Annotated in this window: 15 protein-coding genes; 9 read left to right on the top strand and 6 right to left on the bottom strand. The window is 61.1% G+C overall.

Annotation, left to right across the window (positions count from 1 at the left end):
• Positions 1–77 precede the first annotated feature (77 nt).
• The 5 genes from MQW23_RS12790 to MQW23_RS12770 form a co-directional block, all read right to left on the bottom strand.
• Positions 78–1,070 (bottom strand): branched-chain amino acid ABC transporter permease, encoded by a 993-nt coding sequence (locus MQW23_RS12790; protein WP_252108591.1) that lies wholly within the window; start codon positions 1,068–1,070, stop codon positions 78–80.
• A gap of 2 nt (positions 1,071–1,072) precedes the next feature.
• Positions 1,073–1,960 (bottom strand): branched-chain amino acid ABC transporter permease, encoded by an 888-nt coding sequence (locus MQW23_RS12785; protein ID WP_252108590.1) that lies wholly within the window; start codon positions 1,958–1,960, stop codon positions 1,073–1,075.
• A 52-nt stretch (positions 1,961–2,012) separates the two neighbouring features.
• Entirely contained in the window at positions 2,013–3,248 is a 1,236-nt protein-coding gene (locus MQW23_RS12780) for an ABC transporter substrate-binding protein (RefSeq protein WP_252108589.1), read from the bottom strand.
• A 168-nt stretch (positions 3,249–3,416) separates the two neighbouring features.
• Positions 3,417–4,178 (bottom strand): ABC transporter ATP-binding protein, encoded by a 762-nt coding sequence (locus MQW23_RS12775; RefSeq protein WP_252108588.1) that lies wholly within the window; start codon positions 4,176–4,178, stop codon positions 3,417–3,419.
• A complete protein-coding gene (locus tag MQW23_RS12770) occupies positions 4,175–4,972 on the bottom strand; it encodes an ABC transporter ATP-binding protein (RefSeq protein WP_252108587.1) in 798 nt (265 codons plus the stop codon). The genes MQW23_RS12775 and MQW23_RS12770 overlap by 4 nt, the downstream gene beginning before the upstream one ends.
• Before the next feature lie 398 nt (positions 4,973–5,370).
• On the opposite strand from MQW23_RS12770, the gene MQW23_RS12765 reads away from it, so the two are divergent.
• From MQW23_RS12765 to MQW23_RS12725, 9 genes are all read left to right on the top strand, one after another.
• A complete protein-coding gene (locus tag MQW23_RS12765; protein WP_252108586.1) occupies positions 5,371–5,790 on the top strand; it encodes a MerR family transcriptional regulator in 420 nt (139 codons plus the stop codon).
• Positions 5,791–5,867: 77 nt separating this feature from the next.
• A complete protein-coding gene (locus tag MQW23_RS12760) occupies positions 5,868–7,037 on the top strand; it encodes an isovaleryl-CoA dehydrogenase (protein ID WP_252108585.1) in 1,170 nt (389 codons plus the stop codon).
• Between the two features lie 9 nt (positions 7,038–7,046).
• Positions 7,047–8,654: a carboxyl transferase domain-containing protein gene (locus MQW23_RS12755; RefSeq protein ID WP_252108584.1), complete on the top strand. Its 1,608-nt coding sequence runs from the start codon at positions 7,047–7,049 to the stop codon at positions 8,652–8,654.
• 4 nt (positions 8,655–8,658) lie between these two features.
• Positions 8,659–9,480, top strand: coding sequence for an enoyl-CoA hydratase-related protein (locus MQW23_RS12750; RefSeq protein WP_252108583.1), 822 nt, complete (start codon positions 8,659–8,661; stop codon positions 9,478–9,480).
• Entirely contained in the window at positions 9,477–11,513 is a 2,037-nt protein-coding gene (locus MQW23_RS12745) for an acetyl/propionyl/methylcrotonyl-CoA carboxylase subunit alpha (protein ID WP_252108582.1), read from the top strand. Before MQW23_RS12750 ends, MQW23_RS12745 begins: the two co-directional genes overlap by 4 nt.
• A gap of 2 nt (positions 11,514–11,515) precedes the next feature.
• Positions 11,516–12,418, top strand: coding sequence for a hydroxymethylglutaryl-CoA lyase (locus tag MQW23_RS12740; protein WP_252108581.1), 903 nt, complete (start codon positions 11,516–11,518; stop codon positions 12,416–12,418).
• Positions 12,419–12,489: 71 nt separating this feature from the next.
• Entirely contained in the window at positions 12,490–14,199 is a 1,710-nt protein-coding gene (locus MQW23_RS12735; protein ID WP_252108580.1) for an AMP-binding protein, read from the top strand.
• Positions 14,196–15,014, top strand: coding sequence for a class I SAM-dependent methyltransferase (locus MQW23_RS12730; protein WP_252108579.1), 819 nt, complete (start codon positions 14,196–14,198; stop codon positions 15,012–15,014). The genes MQW23_RS12735 and MQW23_RS12730 overlap by 4 nt, the downstream gene beginning before the upstream one ends.
• 41 nt (positions 15,015–15,055) lie before the next feature.
• The gene (locus tag MQW23_RS12725; RefSeq protein ID WP_252108578.1) at positions 15,056–15,643 is read left to right on the top strand and encodes a hypothetical protein; all 588 of its coding nucleotides are present in this window, start codon (positions 15,056–15,058) and stop codon (positions 15,641–15,643) included.
• Positions 15,644–15,717: 74 nt separating this feature from the next.
• Here the strand turns inward: MQW23_RS12725 and MQW23_RS12720 are convergent, their stop codons facing one another.
• Positions 15,718–15,909 (bottom strand): E3 binding domain-containing protein, encoded by a 192-nt coding sequence (locus MQW23_RS12720; RefSeq protein WP_252108577.1) that lies wholly within the window; start codon positions 15,907–15,909, stop codon positions 15,718–15,720.
• Between the last annotated feature and the right edge of the window lie 16 nt (positions 15,910–15,925).

Raw genomic sequence — 15,925 nt, 5'->3', positions numbered from 1 at the left:
TGGCGTAGACGACCGGCCCTATAAAATCCCGGCCGATAAAAAAAGACGCCCGGAGGCGCCTTTCAATGACAGGCTGGTTACTTGAAGTTCTTGCGATAAAGCGTTGCCAGCTCGCCGACGATGCCGCTTCGAAAGCTCATCACGCAGAGCACGAAGATAGCGCCAAGAATCACGCTGACCCAGTTACCCAGCGGCGACTGCGCCAGCAGATGCTGAAGACTGACTACCAGCGAGGCGCCCGCTAGCGGCCCCAGTAGCGTGCCCACACCTCCCAGAAGCGTCATCAAAATCACCTCGCCGGACATATGCCAGTGGGCGTCGGTGAGCGAAGCAAGCTGGAACACCACCGTCTTGGTCGCCCCGGCGAGTCCGGCAAGCCCGGCCGAGAGCACGAACGCCAGAAGCTTGTAGGCGTCCACATTATAGCCAAGCGACACCGCCCTCGGCTCGTTTTCGCGAATCGCCTTGAGCACCTGACCAAACGGCGAGTGCACGGTGCGCTGAATGAGCGCAAAGCCAAGTAGAAAGACCGCGAACACGAAGTAGTACATCGCCAGGTTGCTCTGCAGGCTGATCAGCCCAAAGAGCTCGCCTCGCGGCACGCCGTGAAGGCCATCTTCGCCGCCGGTAAACGGCGCCTGAATGAATACGAAGAACATCAGCTGTGCCAGCGCTAGCGTCACCATGGCGAAATAGATGCCCTGGCGGCGAATCGAGAGCACGCCGAACAGACATCCAAGCAGTGTGGCCGCAAGCGTCCCCGCCAAAACGCCAAGCTCCGGCGTAAGCCCCGGGTAACTTGCCAAAAGGTATCCGGTTACATAGCCGCCGCTGGCCAAAAACGCGGCGTGTCCAAAGGATAAAAGACCGGCGTAGCCCAACAATAAATTGAAGGCGCAGGCAAACAGCGCAAAGCAGAGAATCTTCATCAGAAAGACCGGATAGGCTAAAAATGGCGCTACCAGCCCTACCGCGATCAGCGCGATATACAATATCGCCCGACGCTGACCGGCCCGGCGCTCTCTTTTTGCCGCAATGCCCGGCGCGCCCACTACCTGTGAATCCGACATGGCTATGCCTCCTTTCCGAAAAGCCCGGCCGGGCGCAGCATGAGAACCAGTATCATCACTAAAAAGATCACTGTGTTGGCGGCTTCCGGGTAGTACACCTTGGTGAGCCCTTCGATCACCCCCATCCCCAAGCCGGTTAAAATAGCGCCCAGAATCGAGCCCATCCCGCCAATGACCACCACGGCGAAGACCACGATCAGAAGGCTCGAGCCCATGGTCGGCGAAACCGGGTACAGCGGCGCGGCCAGCACGCCGGCAAAGGCAGCAAGCCCCACGCCGAAACCGTAGGTCAGCGTGATCAAAAGCGGCACGTTCACCCCAAAGGCCTGCATCAGTTGGGAGTTTTCGGTGCCCGCGCGAAGGTACGCCCCCAGCCGCGTTCGCTCGATCATGAACCAGGTAAAAAGGCACATGGCGAGTGCCGCGACCAGCACCCAAGCGCGGTAGGTAGGCAAAAACATGAAACCGAGATTCAGCCCGCCCTGCAGAATCTCCGGCGTGGCATAGCGCGCCCCTGACACGCCAAACCAGTTGATCAGGGTGCCCTCGAAAATCAGCGCCAACCCGAAAGTCAAAAGTAGCCCGTACAAATGGTCCAGATGCGCGATGCGCCGCAGTAGAAAGCGCTCGATCAGCATGCTGAGCCCGCCTACGGTAAGCGGTACCAGTACCAGCGCCAGCCAGTAGTTAATGCCCAGAATGTTAAAAGCAAGAAGTGCGGCAAAGGCGCCCAGCATGTACTGCGCGCCGTGGGCGAAGTTGACGATTTTCAAAAGCCCAAAGATCACCGCCAGCCCTAGGCTCAAGAGCGCGTAGAAGGCGCCGTTGACCAGTCCCAGCGTAAGCTGGCCCATGAACACCGCCATGGGCACGCCGAATATCATCGTCATTGCGATCTCCCCTGCGGGGCGGGCTCACCGCCCCGCGCGTGGCGGCCAAGGATCAGTTCTGTACCAGATCGCACTGGCTTTCGGAAAGCGGGCGGTAGGCCTCTTCGGCGGGGATGGTGCTTAGAATCTCGTAAAGGTCCCACTCGCCGGTGGACTCATCCGGGGTTTTCACCTGAGCGAGATACATGTCGTGCACCATGCGGCCGTCTTCGCGAATGCGCCCGTTGCGGGCGAAGAAGTCGTTGATCGGCTGGGACGCCATCTGCGCGCGCACCGCCTGAGCCTCGTCGGTGCCGGCGGCCTCGACGGCCTTCAGATAGTGCATGGTGCTCGAGTAGATGCCCGCCTGCACCATGGTTGGCATGCTGCCCACCTCGTCGAAATAGCGCTGTGCCCACTCGCGGGCCTGGTCATCCATGTCCCAGTACCAGCCGGTAGTGAGCAGCAGGTCCTGAGTGGCCTCAAGACCCAGCGCGTGCACGTCGTTCAAGAAGATCAAAAGCCCCGCCAGCTGCTGGCCGGACTGCGTCAGCCCGAACTGGCTGGCGGTCGTAATGGCGTTGACCGTATCGGCGCCGGCGTTGGCAAGCCCGACGATCTTCGCCCCGGAGCCCTGGGCCTGCAAAATGTAGGAGGAGAAATCGCTGGTGGGGAACGGATGGCGCACGCCGCCGACGATCTCGCCACCGTTGGCTTCCACCACGCTAGTTACGTCCGCTTCCAGGGCGTGGCCGAAAGCGTAATCCGCGGTGAGCAGAAACCAGCTGTCGCCGCCCTGCTCGACCACCGCCTTGGCGGTGCCGTTGGCCAGCGGGTAGGTATCGTAAACCCAGTGAATATGGTTGGGCGTGCAGTGCTCGTTGGTGACGCTGGAGGCCGCCGAGCCCGAGACGAGCCCCAGCCGGTCGTTCTCCTCGAGCACTTTGGTCACAGCGATAGTGACCGACGAGGCAACGAGCCCCCCGACCATATCGACGTTTTGCTGGTCGATCCAACCGCGCACGGTATTGGCGCCCACATCGGCGCTGTTGCGATCGTCGGCGCTGAACACCACGATGGGCGAACCGTTGACGCTGCCGCCAAAGTCCTCCACCGCCATTTCAAGGGCCGTTAAACCGCCTGGACCGGCGAGATCGCGGTAGGTGCCGGACATATCGGCCAGATAGCCAATGCGCACCTCGTTATCGCTGATCTCGGCATGGGCGGCAAACGTCAGGGTCGATGCCACCGCAACGGCGATGCTCGACACCAGCGTTTTCCTGCTCGGCAGTTGTTGGATAAGCGCCATGTTCGTCTCCGGGCCTGAGGCCTTGTTGTTATGAATAGTTGTTATGAGTTGTTGTTGGACGTTTAACGGTTACTGCGTTTTCTTGTTTTTTATCGATGCTCCTTGTTTATCGATACTTCGTTTTGGTTCTGCTTCGTTCTCCTGCACTTTGGTTGGCATCCAGGAAATTCACACGCCCAGCAGTTTGTTGAGATGCTCGCGTTTGGACGAGAGCTCAGCGGCGCTGATCTCCTCGATGATCTCGCCGTGCTCCATGACGAAGTGGCGATCCGCCAGAGGGGCGGCGAATCGAAAGTTCTGCTCGACGAGGACGATGGTCATGCCGCTGGCCTTGAGCTTGACCAGCACCTCACCCAGCGCTTGTACTATGACCGGCGCCAGCCCCTCGGTGATCTCGTCGAGTAATAAAATGCGCGCGCCGGTACGCAAAATACGCGCCATGGCGAGCATCTGCTGCTCACCGCCGGAGAGCCGCGTGCCCTGACTTTTGCGCCGCTCAAAAAGGTTCGGGAACATCGCGTAAATGGCGTCCAGACTCATGCCACCGGAGCTGACCGTGGGCGGCAGCAGCAGATTTTCGTGAACGTCGAGGCTTGCGAAGATGCCGCGCTCTTCCGGGCAGTAACCCACGCCGAGGCGCGGAATGTGGTGAGGCTTCATGGCAAGCGTTTCCTGCCCGCCGATCACGATCGACCCGGTGCGCCGGCCCACCATGTTCATGATGGCCTTGAGCGTCGTACTCCGCCCGGCGCCGTTGCGGCCTAAAAGCGTGACCAGCTCGCCCTCCTTCACGTTGACGTTCACCCCGTGGAGAATGTGCGACTCGCCGTAAAAGGCGTGCAGATCGGTAATCTTGAGAATGTCTCGCGTGCGCGAAGCAGTGCGCCCTTCAACGGGTTCGCGGGTCACCTCATCAATGACGGTACTCATGCACTCGCCCTCTCGTCGGAAGTCTCGGCGGCGTCGCTGCCCATGTAGGCTTCGCGCACCAGCGGGTTACTCGACACGCTTGGGTAGTCGCCTTCCGCCAGCACCGCGCCGCGGGCCAGCACCGTGATCCGGTCGCAAAGGCGGCTCACTACGCTAAGGTTGTGCTCGACCATCAGCACCGTGCGCCCCTTCGAGACCCGCTTGATCAGCTCGACGATACGATCGACGTCTTCGGCGCCCATGCCCTGGGTGGGCTCATCCAGCAGCATCATGACCGGATCCAGCGCCAGGGTCGTGGCCACCTCCAGCGCCCGTTTGCGCCCATAAGGCATCTCGACGGTCAGGGTATCGGCGTAGGCTGCAAGCCCTACTTCATCGAGCAGCGCCAGCGCCCGCTCGTTGAGCGGCTCAAGCGTTTTCTCCGACTTCCAAAAGTGAAACGAGGTGCCTAGCCTGCGCTGTAGCGCCACGCGCACGTTCTCAAGCGCGGTCATGTGAGCGAACACCGCCGAAATCTGAAACGAGCGCACCAGCCCCTGGCGGGCGATCTGGTTCGATTTGAGCGACGTGATGGGCTTGCCGCGGTAGAGTATTTCGCCGCGAGTAGGCGCCAGAAATTTGGTCAGCAAATTGAAAACGGTCGTCTTACCCGCACCGTTGGGGCCGATCAACGCGTGGATATGCCCCTCCTGCACGCGCAGGTTGACGTCATCCACCGCAGTGAAGCCGCGAAAGGACTTGGTGAGCCCGCGGGTTTCCAGCACTGCGATCGAGTCGATCGTCTCTGTCTGCATTGGGCAAAGACCTCTGGCTATTGTTTTTGTAATGGCCCGGCGATGGCCTTTTGAGCAGGCGCTTCGCTTTCGTGACGGTTGGCCGCTGTTGTCGTTATACCGGCCGTTTGCGATACGACGATCACTGACATCCAGTGAGCATCACATCTTTACCTATACGTAAGGTTACCCGAAAACTAGCAACCCCCGTTGCTTAAAAGCAATTACCACTTTGGTCTAGACGTTATAACGCTTTTTTCTAATAATTACCGATCGTTATATTTAACAACAAGTTAATGAGCGCTCATGAAGTTGTGCTTCGAAAGAGACATCTTTACGTTAACGTAAACTTGTTTTAGCCTGCCAATCAGGGTTCCATGAAAACAGCTTCATGAGAACAGCCGTCAAGAGATCACGATATGAGCAAAACCTACTCGATCAGCGAGCTGGCCGCCGAGTTCGATGTCACCACGCGCAGCATTCGCTTTTACGAAGATCAGGAGCTTCTGCGCCCCGCCCGTCGAGGCCAGACCCGCATCTACAGTAGCCAGGACCGGGTGCGCTTGAAGCTCACGCTACGCGGCAAGCGCTTGGGGTTATCGCTTGCCGAAATTCGCGAGCTGTTCGAGCTTTGGGATGAAACCCGGCGCGGCAGTGAAAAGCAGCTTCACCTGATGCTGGAAAAGATCGGCGAGCGCCGGGCGGCGCTGGAGCAGCAGATGAAGGACATCACCATGGTGCAGCTGGAGCTTGAAAGCGCCGAGATTCGCTGCCGGCAGGCCCTGGAGGAGCTCAACCAAAAACAGACCGACGAAGAGCGCGCCCGCGCCTCTGGATGAGCAACCTCAAGCGTTTTATTAGGCTCGACTTCCAGCACCTAGCGAATAAACAACTCAACAACTTTAGGTGATCGACCATGCACTCTCTTTACTCAGAACTCGATTTCGGCCTGGACGAGGACATGACCATGCTGCGCCGCGAGGTCAATGCCTTCGCCGCCAGTGAGATCGCCCCTCGCGCTGCGGAAATCGATAAAAACAACGAATTTCCCAATGATTTATGGCAGAAGTTCGGCGACATGGGGCTTTTGGGAATCACCGTGTCGGACGAGGATGGCGGCAGCGGCATGGGGTATCTGGCCCACTGCATCGCCATGGAGGAGATATCCAGAGCCAGCGCGTCGGTGGCCCTCTCGTTTGGGGCTCACTCCAATCTGTGTGTCAATCAGATCAAGCGTAACGCAAGCGCCGCTCAGAAAGAGAAGTACCTGCCCAAACTGATCAGCGGCGAGCATATCGGCGCGCTGGCCATGTCCGAGCCCGGTGCCGGTTCAGACGTGGTGTCGATGAAGCTTCGCGCCGAGAAGCGCGGCGACAAGTACGTGTTGAACGGCAACAAAATGTGGATCACCAACGGTCCGGACGCGGACGTATTGGTGGTTTACGCCAAGACCGACCCGGACGCCGGCTCCAAAGGCATCACCACGTTTTTGATCGAAAAAGGCATGCCGGGATTTTCCACCGCGCAGAAGCTCGACAAGCTGGGCATGCGCGGCTCCAATACCTGCGAGTTGGTGTTTCAGGACTGCGAGGTGCCCGAGGAGAACGTGCTCGGCGAAGTCGGCAAGGGCGTGCGGGTGCTGATGAGCGGGCTCGATTACGAGCGCACAGTGCTCGCCGCGGGGCCTATCGGCATCATGCAGGCGGCCATGGACGTGGTCGTGCCCTACATTCACGAGCGCAAACAGTTCGAGCAGTCCATCGGTGAGTTCCAGCTCGTTCAGGGCAAGGTGGCGGACATGTACACCACCCTCAACGCCTGCCGGGCGTACCTGTACGCGGTAGCTGCGGCCTGTGATCGCGGCCAAACCTCGCGTAAGGACGCCGCTGGCGTCATTCTTTACTGCGCCGAAAAAGCGACGCAGGTTGCGCTGGACGCCATTCAACTGCTCGGCGGTAACGGCTATATAAACGAGTACCCCACCGGGCGGCTGCTGCGCGACGCCAAGCTCTACGAGATAGGCGCCGGCACCAGCGAGATTCGCCGTATGCTGATCGGCCGCGAACTGTTCAGCGAAAGCCGCTAAGGGGGCGCGATGAGCACACTGACTACCCAGATCAACCCGCGCAGTGACCTGTTTCAGCAAAACGACGCCGCTCTGCGCGCCGAGGTCGACACGCTCTTTGAGCTGACAGAAACCGTCGCCCAGGGCGGCGGTGCCAGCGCCCGGGAGCGTCACGAAAGCCGCGGGAAGCTCTTCGTGCGCGACCGCATCGATCACTTGATCGACGAAGGCGCGCCCTTTCTCGAGTTCTCGGCGCTGGCCGCCCATAAGGTTTACGAAAGCGAGGTCCCCGCTGCCGGCGTGGTGACCGGCATCGGCCGCGTTAAAGGCGTGGAGTGCGTGATCGTCGCCAACGATGCCACGGTCAAGGGCGGTACTTACTTTCCGCTGACGGTGAAAAAACATCTGCGCGCTCAGGAGATCGCCCGCAAGCACCGCCTGCCGTGTATCTATCTGGTTGACTCCGGCGGCGCCTTTCTGCCCCGCCAGGACGAGGTGTTTCCGGATCGCGACCACTTCGGGCGCATCTTCTACAACCAGGCCACGATGTCCGCCGAGGGCATTCCGCAGATCGCCGTCGTGATGGGCTCCTGCACCGCTGGCGGCGCCTACGTGCCGGCCATGGCGGACGAGTCGATCATCGTGCGCGAACAGGGCACGATCTTTCTGGGCGGCCCGCCGCTGGTCAAGGCGGCCACTGGCGAGAGCATCAGCGCCGAAGCGCTGGGCGGTGCCGATGTTCACGCCAAGGTCAGCGGCGTGGCGGATCATTACGCCGAAAACGATATGCACGCCCTTCAGCTCGCCCGTAACTGTATCGCCCGGCTCAACTGGCAAAAGCGCGGCCAGCTTGCCATGAAGGCGCCAACCCCGCCCAAACTCGACCCCGCCGAGCTTTACGGCATCGTGGGAGTCGATCTCAAAAAGCCCTTCGATGTGCGCGAGGTGATCGGGCGCATCGTCGATGGCTCCGATTTCGACGAGTTCAAGCGCTACTATGGCGACACGCTGGTGACCGGTTTTGCCCATATCCACGGCCACCCGGTGGGAATCGTGGCCAACAACGGGGTGCTTTTCTCTGAAAGCGCGGTGAAAGGCGCACACTTCATCGAACTTTGCGCTCAGCGCAAGGTACCGCTGCTGTTTCTGCAGAACATTACCGGGTTCATGGTGGGCTCGAAATACGAGCACGAAGGTATCGCCAAGCACGGCGCCAAACTCGTGACCGCCGTGGCCTGCGCCAAAGTGCCCAAATTCACCGTCTTGATTGGCGGAAGCTTCGGCGCCGGCAACTACGGCATGTGTGGGCGCGCTTATGACCCGAATTTGCTGTTCATGTGGCCCAACGCGCGTATTTCGGTGATGGGCGGCGAGCAGGCCGCCGGCGTGCTCGCCCAAGTCAAGCGCGAGCAGTACGAGCGTGACGGCCGCGCGTGGTCGCCAGAGGACGAAGAGTCGTTCAAAGCGCCGACCCGCGAGCAGTACGAGCGCCAGGGCCACCCGACCTACGCGAGCGCCAGGCTTTGGGACGATGGCGTCATCGACCCACTCCAGACCCGCGACGTACTGGGGCTTTCTTTAGCCGCCGCAATGAACGCCGAGATCGAAGAGACGCGCTTTGGCGTGTTCAGGATGTGATGCCATGAACCATTCGACGCTTGCGATTGAAAACGGGGTGGCTCACCTGAGCCTGAACCGCCCAGCAGTACACAACGCCTTTGACGACCACCTGATAGCCGAGCTGACTGACCACTTGAAGGAGCTGCTCGAGCCCATCGAGCGCCAGCAAGTGCGGGTATTGGTGCTCGGCTCCGACGGCAAAAGCTTCTCGGCGGGGGCGGATCTCAACTGGATGAAACGCATGGTCGACTATAGCCATGACGACAACCTTGCGGATTCGCGCCGGCTCGCCGAGCTGATGTATCGCTTGGACACGCTGCCCTGCCCTACGGTGTGTCGGGTGCAGGGCGCGGCCTTTGGCGGCGCGGTGGGCCTGGCGGCCTGCTGCGATGTGGTCATCGCCTCGACAAAAGCCCGATTTTGCCTCTCCGAGGTCAAGATCGGCCTGTCGCCGGCGGTCATCAGCCCCTATGTGCAGCGCGCCATCGGCGCTCGGCAAGCGCGGCGCTACGCACTCACCGCCGAAGTGATCGATGCCGACTCGGCGCTGGCGCTCGGCCTTGCCCACCAAGTGGTCGCGCCCGAGGCCCTGGATCGCGCGGTAGAGGCAATGACCCAAACGCTTCTGGCGGGCTCGCCCCGGGCGCAGCGGGCCACCAAGGCCCTGCTCGCGGCGGTGGGTCAATCACCGGATTCCGATGCCACCCGCGAAAGGACGTGTCAGACCATTGCCGAGCTGCGGGTCAGCGACGAAGGCCAGGAGGGGCTTTCGAGCTTTTTCGACAAGCGTTTGCCTGCCTGGGCACCGCAGGATGACAACGATAACGCCGGGGAGCGCTCATGAGCCAAGCATCCAGCAAGTTCGATACGTTGTTAGTGGCCAACCGCGGCGAGATCGCCTGCCGCGTGATGCGTACCGCGCGCCGGCTGGGTATCAGGACCGTAGCGGTCTACTCCGATGCCGATGCCAGCGCCCGCCACGTACGCGAAGCCGACGAGGCGGTTCGCTTGGGGCCCGCTCCGGCCCGCGAAAGCTACCTCAACATCGAAGGGGTGATCGAGGCAGCTCGCCAAAGCGGAAGCACCGCAGTGCACCCGGGCTACGGCTTTCTTTCCGAGAACGGCCGCTTCGTCGAGGCGTTGGAGGCCGCGGGCATTACCTTCGTGGGCCCGCCCGCCTCGGCGATCGCCGCCATGGGCGACAAGGCTGCGGCCAAGGCGCGCATGGCCAACGCCGGCGTGCCGCTGGTGCCGGGCTACCACGGTGACGATCAAAGCTGCGACGTCCTTTTGGAGGAAGCCAACCGCATCGGCTACCCGGTGATGTTGAAAGCCAGCGCCGGCGGCGGCGGCAAGGGCATGCGCGTGGTCGAACGCGAAGCCGACTTTCAGGCCGCGCTCGAAAGCTGCCGCCGCGAATCGAGGGCCTCCTTCAGCGATGACCGCATGCTGATTGAGAAGTATCTGGTCAAGCCGCGCCATGTCGAGGTGCAGGTATTCTGCGACCGCTTCGGCGCCGGGGTGTATCTGTTCGAGCGCGACTGCAGCGTTCAGCGCCGCCACCAGAAGGTGCTCGAAGAGGCGCCGGCGCCGCACATGAGTGAAGAACTTCGCGCCGCCATGGGCGAGGCCGCCGTGCGCGCCGCCCAGGAGATCGGCTATGTCGGCGCGGGTACCGTCGAGTTTCTGCTCGACGTTGACGGCGCCTTCTATTTCATGGAGATGAACACGCGCCTGCAGGTCGAGCACCCGGTCACCGAAATGGTCACCGGACTAGACCTGGTGGAGTGGCAGCTTAAAGTCGCCATGAACGAGCCTCTGCCCTGCGCGCAAGACGAGCTCACGTTGAACGGTCACAGCTTCGAGGCGCGCCTCTACGCCGAGGATCCGGCGAACGATTTTCTACCCGCCACCGGCACCCTCACCCGCTTCTCGCTCGATATCGAGGGCGCGGGGCTGGAGCCGACCCAGGTACGTTTGGACAGCGGCGTGGAAAGCGGCGATATCGTCTCGATGCACTACGACCCAATGCTCGCCAAGCTCATTACCCACGGCGCGGATCGTGACGCGGCACTTGCCACGCTGAACCGGGCGCTTTCTGCCCTCGACGTGCAGGGCGTGGTGACCAACCGCGCCTTTCTTCAGCGCCTGGCCGGCCACCCGGCGTTCAAGGCCGCCGAACTCGACACCGGCTTCATCGAGCGCCATCACGAGGATCTTTTTCGCCAACACGAGCCGACACCCCAGGCGTACGCCCGCGCCGCGCTGGTGGCCATCGAGGCGCTTTCGAAAAGCGCCAACCACAAGGACGCATCGCCCTGGGCGCGCGCCGATGGCTTTCGCCTCAACGCGCCGCACAAGGTACGCATTGCGCTGGCCGACACGCGCGAAGAGAGTGAGGCCGTCGTGGTCGAAGCGACCCGCACTCGCGAGCAAAGCGGCTGGAGGCTGCGCGTTCAAAACGAGCGCTTTGAAGGGTCGCTCTCGACGCTGGCCGGTAACGCGGTAGCGATCACCCTCAGCGGCCACCGCCGGCGTTTTCAAGTCAAGCGTGAGGATGACACGCTGGTACTGATCGATAGCGCGGGCGAAACCCGACTCGTTTGGCAGCGCTTGGACGCGCTCGATCACGCGGCCGACGAGGCGGCGGCGAATTTGACCGCGCCGATGCACGGCACCGTGGTAGCGCTTTTGGTGGAGCCCGGCGCGCCGGTCGAGAAAGGCATGCCGCTGATGGTGATGGAGGCGATGAAAATGGAGCACACCTTGAACGCCCCATCCAACGGCACCGTCGAGCAGTTTCGCTTCGCCGCGGGCGACAGCGTCGGCCAGAATGAGGTGCTGCTGGATTTTGCCGCCACTGACGAAGGAGCGTGACCATGCCACTTCCCCAACGCGTACGTCTGGTCGACATGGCCCCGCGTGACGGGCTCCAGAACGAGCCTGGCGAGGTGGTCGCTACCGCCGTCAAGATCGAGCTGATCGAGCGCCTGGCGCGGGCGGGGCTTACCCATATCGAGGCGGCGAGCTTCGTCTCTCCCAAGTGGGTGCCGCAAATGGGCGATGCCCGGGAGGTCATGCAGGGCATCGCTCGGGACCCCAACGTGACGTACTGCGCCCTAACCCCGAACCTAAAAGGGTTAGAGAACGCGCTGGAAGCGAACGTTTCCGAGGTCGCGGTGTTCGCCGCCGCCTCTGAAGCGTTTTCGCAAAAAAACATCAACTGCTCGATCGACGAGTCGCTTGCGCGTTTCGAGCCGGTGATGGCGCGCGCCCTTGATGCGAACGTGCGCGTGCGCGGCTACGTTTCCTGCGTGCTGGGCTGCCCTTATGAAGGTGAGATCACTCCGCGAAAGGTTGCTCGGGTGGCCCAATCGCTTTTCGAAATGGGCTGTTTCGAGGTGTCGCTGGGCGACACCATCGGCGTCGGCACGCCGCTGAAAGCCCGACAAATGATCGATGAGGTGGCGAACGTCGTGCCCGTGGAGCGCCTGGCCGCACATTTTCATGACACCTACGGCATGGCGATCGCCAACCTTTTTGCAGTGCTCGAACAGGGTGTGGCCGTCATCGATGCCTCGACCGGGGGCCTGGGCGGCTGTCCCTACGCCAAGGGCGCTTCCGGTAACGTGGCAACAGAAGACGTGCTCTATCTGCTCCAAGGGTTAGGTATCGAAACCGGCGTGAACCTTGAGTCGATCATCGAGACCGGCGAGTGGATCAACGGACAGCTTGGCCGTACGCCCGCATCGAAAGTCGCCCGCGCCCTGGGCGCGCGCTGAGCCCACTAGTTTTCTCGATCTTGCCCACAGCAATCATAACAACTAGCACAACAACAATCAGGAGAGACATCATGGCGCCGAATACTCCCTCTCTGCCAAGCTATACCAGCAGCGTCGCCGATAAGCCGCTTCTGGGCATGACCATCGGCGACAAGCTCGACCAGATCGCCGCGCAGTATCCGGATAACGACGCGTTGATCGTGCTGCACCAGAACATTCACTGGAGTTACCGCGAGTTCAATGCGCAGGTGAACCGCTGCGCCCGGGCGCTGCTTTCCATTGGCGTTCAGCGCGGCGACCGCGTGGGCATCTGGGCGCCCAACTGCTCGGAGTGGACGCTGACCCAGTTTGCGACTGCAAAGATCGGCGCGATTCTGGTCAACATCAACCCGGCCTACCGCACAAGTGAGCTCGACTACGCGCTGAACCAGTCAGGCGCGCGCTATCTGATCTGCGCCGACCGCTTCAAGACCGCGGACTACCGCGCCATGCTGTACGAGCTCGCCCCGGAGCTTGAAACCTGCGCGCCGGGCGAGCTTCGCTCGAAGCGCCTGTCTCAGCTCGAGTGCGTGGTGAATTTAAGCGATGAGCACCACCCGGGCATGTGGCGCTGGCGCGATATGCTGGATGAGGCGAGCCGCACCGATCAGGCTACCCTCGATACTCTGCAGGCCACCCTCCAGTTCGATGACCCGATCAACATTCAGTACACCTCCGGCACCACCGGCTTTCCCAAGGGCGCGACGCTCTCGCATCACAATATTCTCAATAACGGCTTTTTCGTCGCTGAAAGCATGGGGTTTACCAGCCAGGACCGGCTGGTGATTCCGGTGCCGCTCTATCACTGCTTCGGCATGGTGATGGGCAATCTCGGCTGCATGACCCATGGTGCTGCGATGATCTACCCGGGCGAAAGCTTCGATGCCGCTCAGGTGCTCAAGGCAGTGCACGAGCAGCGCGCGACCGCCCTTTTTGGCGTACCGACCATGTTTCTGGCCGAGCTCGAACACGAGGACTTCGCCGCCACCGATTTCTCGAATCTGCGCACCGGCATCATGGCGGGATCGATCTGCCCGGCAGCGGTGATGAAGCAGGTGATCGAGAAGATGAACATGAAGGGCGTACAGATCGCCTACGGCATGACCGAAACCAGCCCGGTGTCCGCCCAGACCGGCGCCGACGACACGATCGACAAGCGCGTTTCCACCGTGGGCCGTACCCAGCCGCACCTGGAAAGCAAGGTCATCGACCCGCTAAGCGGCGCCGTCCTCCCCCGCGGCGAGATTGGCGAGCTCTGTACTCGTGGCTATAGCGTCATGCTCAAGTACTGGAACAACGAACAGGCCACGACGGATGCCATCGACAGCGCCGGCTGGATGCACACCGGCGACCTTGCGACCATGGACGACGAGGGCTACCTGCAGATCGTCGGGCGCATCAAGGACATGGTGATTCGCGGCGGCGAAAACGTCTATCCCAAGGAGGTAGAGGAGTTTCTCTACACTCACCCAAGCGTTGCGGACGTGCAGGTGACTGGCGTGCCGGATGAGAAGTACGGCGAAGAGCTGATCGCCTGGGTTCGGCTCAACGCCGATGCCGAGGAGATCACCGGCGAGGATCTACGCGCCTTCTGTAAAGACAAGATCACCCACTTCAAGATCCCGCGCTACTTCAAGTTCGTCGACGAATTCCCCATGACGGTGACCGGCAAAATCCAGAAGTTCAAGATGCGCGAGATATCGACGCACGAGCTGGGGCTCGATAAGGAGACGCTGTCGTGAGCGGGTCCCGTTCGCTTGCCGCGCACTACCACCAGGCGCTACGCGACGATGAGGTGCTCGAGCAGATCAGGCGCCACTACCCGGACGGCGCCACACCTTTTCAACTCGCCCCGCTGGATCAGCTCCATATCGGCGGGCTGAAGGCCTCAAAGCGGCTGTTCGAGCGACTCAACCCGGTTAGTCAGCCGCGCGTGCTGGATATCGGCGCGGGGCTTGGCGGGCTCGTGCGCCTGGGTGCCTCGCTTGGCTTTTCGATGACCGGGCTCGACATCACCCACCGCTTCAACGCCTTGAACCAAAAGATCGGTAAGCTTGCCGCGCCCGGCTTCGATTACGCAGTGATCACCGGCGATGCCCGCCGGCTTCCCTTTTCATGTGAGAGCTTCGATGCGGTCATCTTTCAACACAGCCTGATGAACATGCCAGAACTAACGCCAGTGCTCGAAGAAGCGCACCGCGTGCTGCGACCCGGCGGAAGATTAGTCCTTCACGAGCTCACCCAGGGCGACAGCCTCGTGGCGCTTCACTATCCCGTGCCCTGGGCGGCCAGCGCCGAGCACACCCATCTACTGACACTAGAGGCGCTTTCGACGAGCCTCAACGCCTGCGGGTTCATGGATCTCGAGGTAGAAAACTTGAGCGACGAAGCCCGCGCTTGGCGGTCTCGTCAGCGCGACAAGGAACGCGACACTGAGGCGCCGGTACTGTCACCGCAGTGGGTGTTTGGCGAGCGTTTTGCGGCGATGGGGAAAAATTTGCTGACGAATTTGACCAATCGCGCAATTGAAGTGGTCGAAATCAGCGGGCGTTGCTAGGATTGGATTGGGCTTGGTTTTTTAAAAAAAAGGACAAGACAATGCCAGCAAACCGCTTGGCAAGCACCCTTTTATGCGGCGTTCTCGGCAGCTCTTTTCCCTTGCTGTGTCTGGCAAGCGAAAGCAGCTACCTGAATACCGAGCTGCTTCCCAAATCCTACACCTCGCCGGACAGCGAGATGGTAGCGCTGGCCAACGGCGTAGTGCTCGAGGGGAGCAACCTCAACAGTATCGACAATTACACCTCTGGCTTTCGCCTGACCGCGGGCTTTAGCCCGGACAATTTTCCCCAGGTCGATATCGGTGCCGAAATTGCCTACCGTGAAAGCGAAGAGGTGTTCACTACCTCGAGCGTAGCCCCTTTGGTTCAGGACACCCTGGCGTTGGGCGGGGCACTGGTTGCGGGGCTTCGAATGGGCGCGTTCAGCGTCTACGCCAAGTCCGGGCTGACCGAGTGGCGCGGCGAAAACGAGCTCGAAGGCAGCGAAAGCGGTACCGCCATGTTGCAAGGCTTCGGTGCGACCATGACCGTCAAGCGACTGGTCAGCCGCTTGGAGTACGAGCGTATCGACGCGCCGACGCTCAGCAACCTAACCCAGCTCAACGCTTCGATTCATTTGCCGTTTTAAGTGTTCCCTTAACCGTGTTGTATAAACTACTCGTATATATCGAAGCTGCCAGCGTATTTTGAATACAAAATAGCTTATTCGCTCTTTCTTTTTCGCTCGTCCATGACGTGGCGAACGAAGTTTTTGACATCTTCCTCGACGATGCGCTCTTTCAAACCGCTGGGTTCTACCTCGGCAAGATTGACCCCTAGCGTACGCGCCAGCATGCGCACACAGGGAGCCGCATGGATCTGGTGTCCGGTCACAGTGATCGTGTCATTTTCCAAGACTTTCTCTCCCTCT

Origin of the sequence: Halomonas sp. S3-1-1, assembly GCF_023757625.1 — a bacterium.
Taxonomy (GTDB): Bacteria; Pseudomonadota; Gammaproteobacteria; order Pseudomonadales; family Halomonadaceae; genus Vreelandella.
This window is presented reverse-complemented; position numbering and strand designations above follow the sequence as displayed.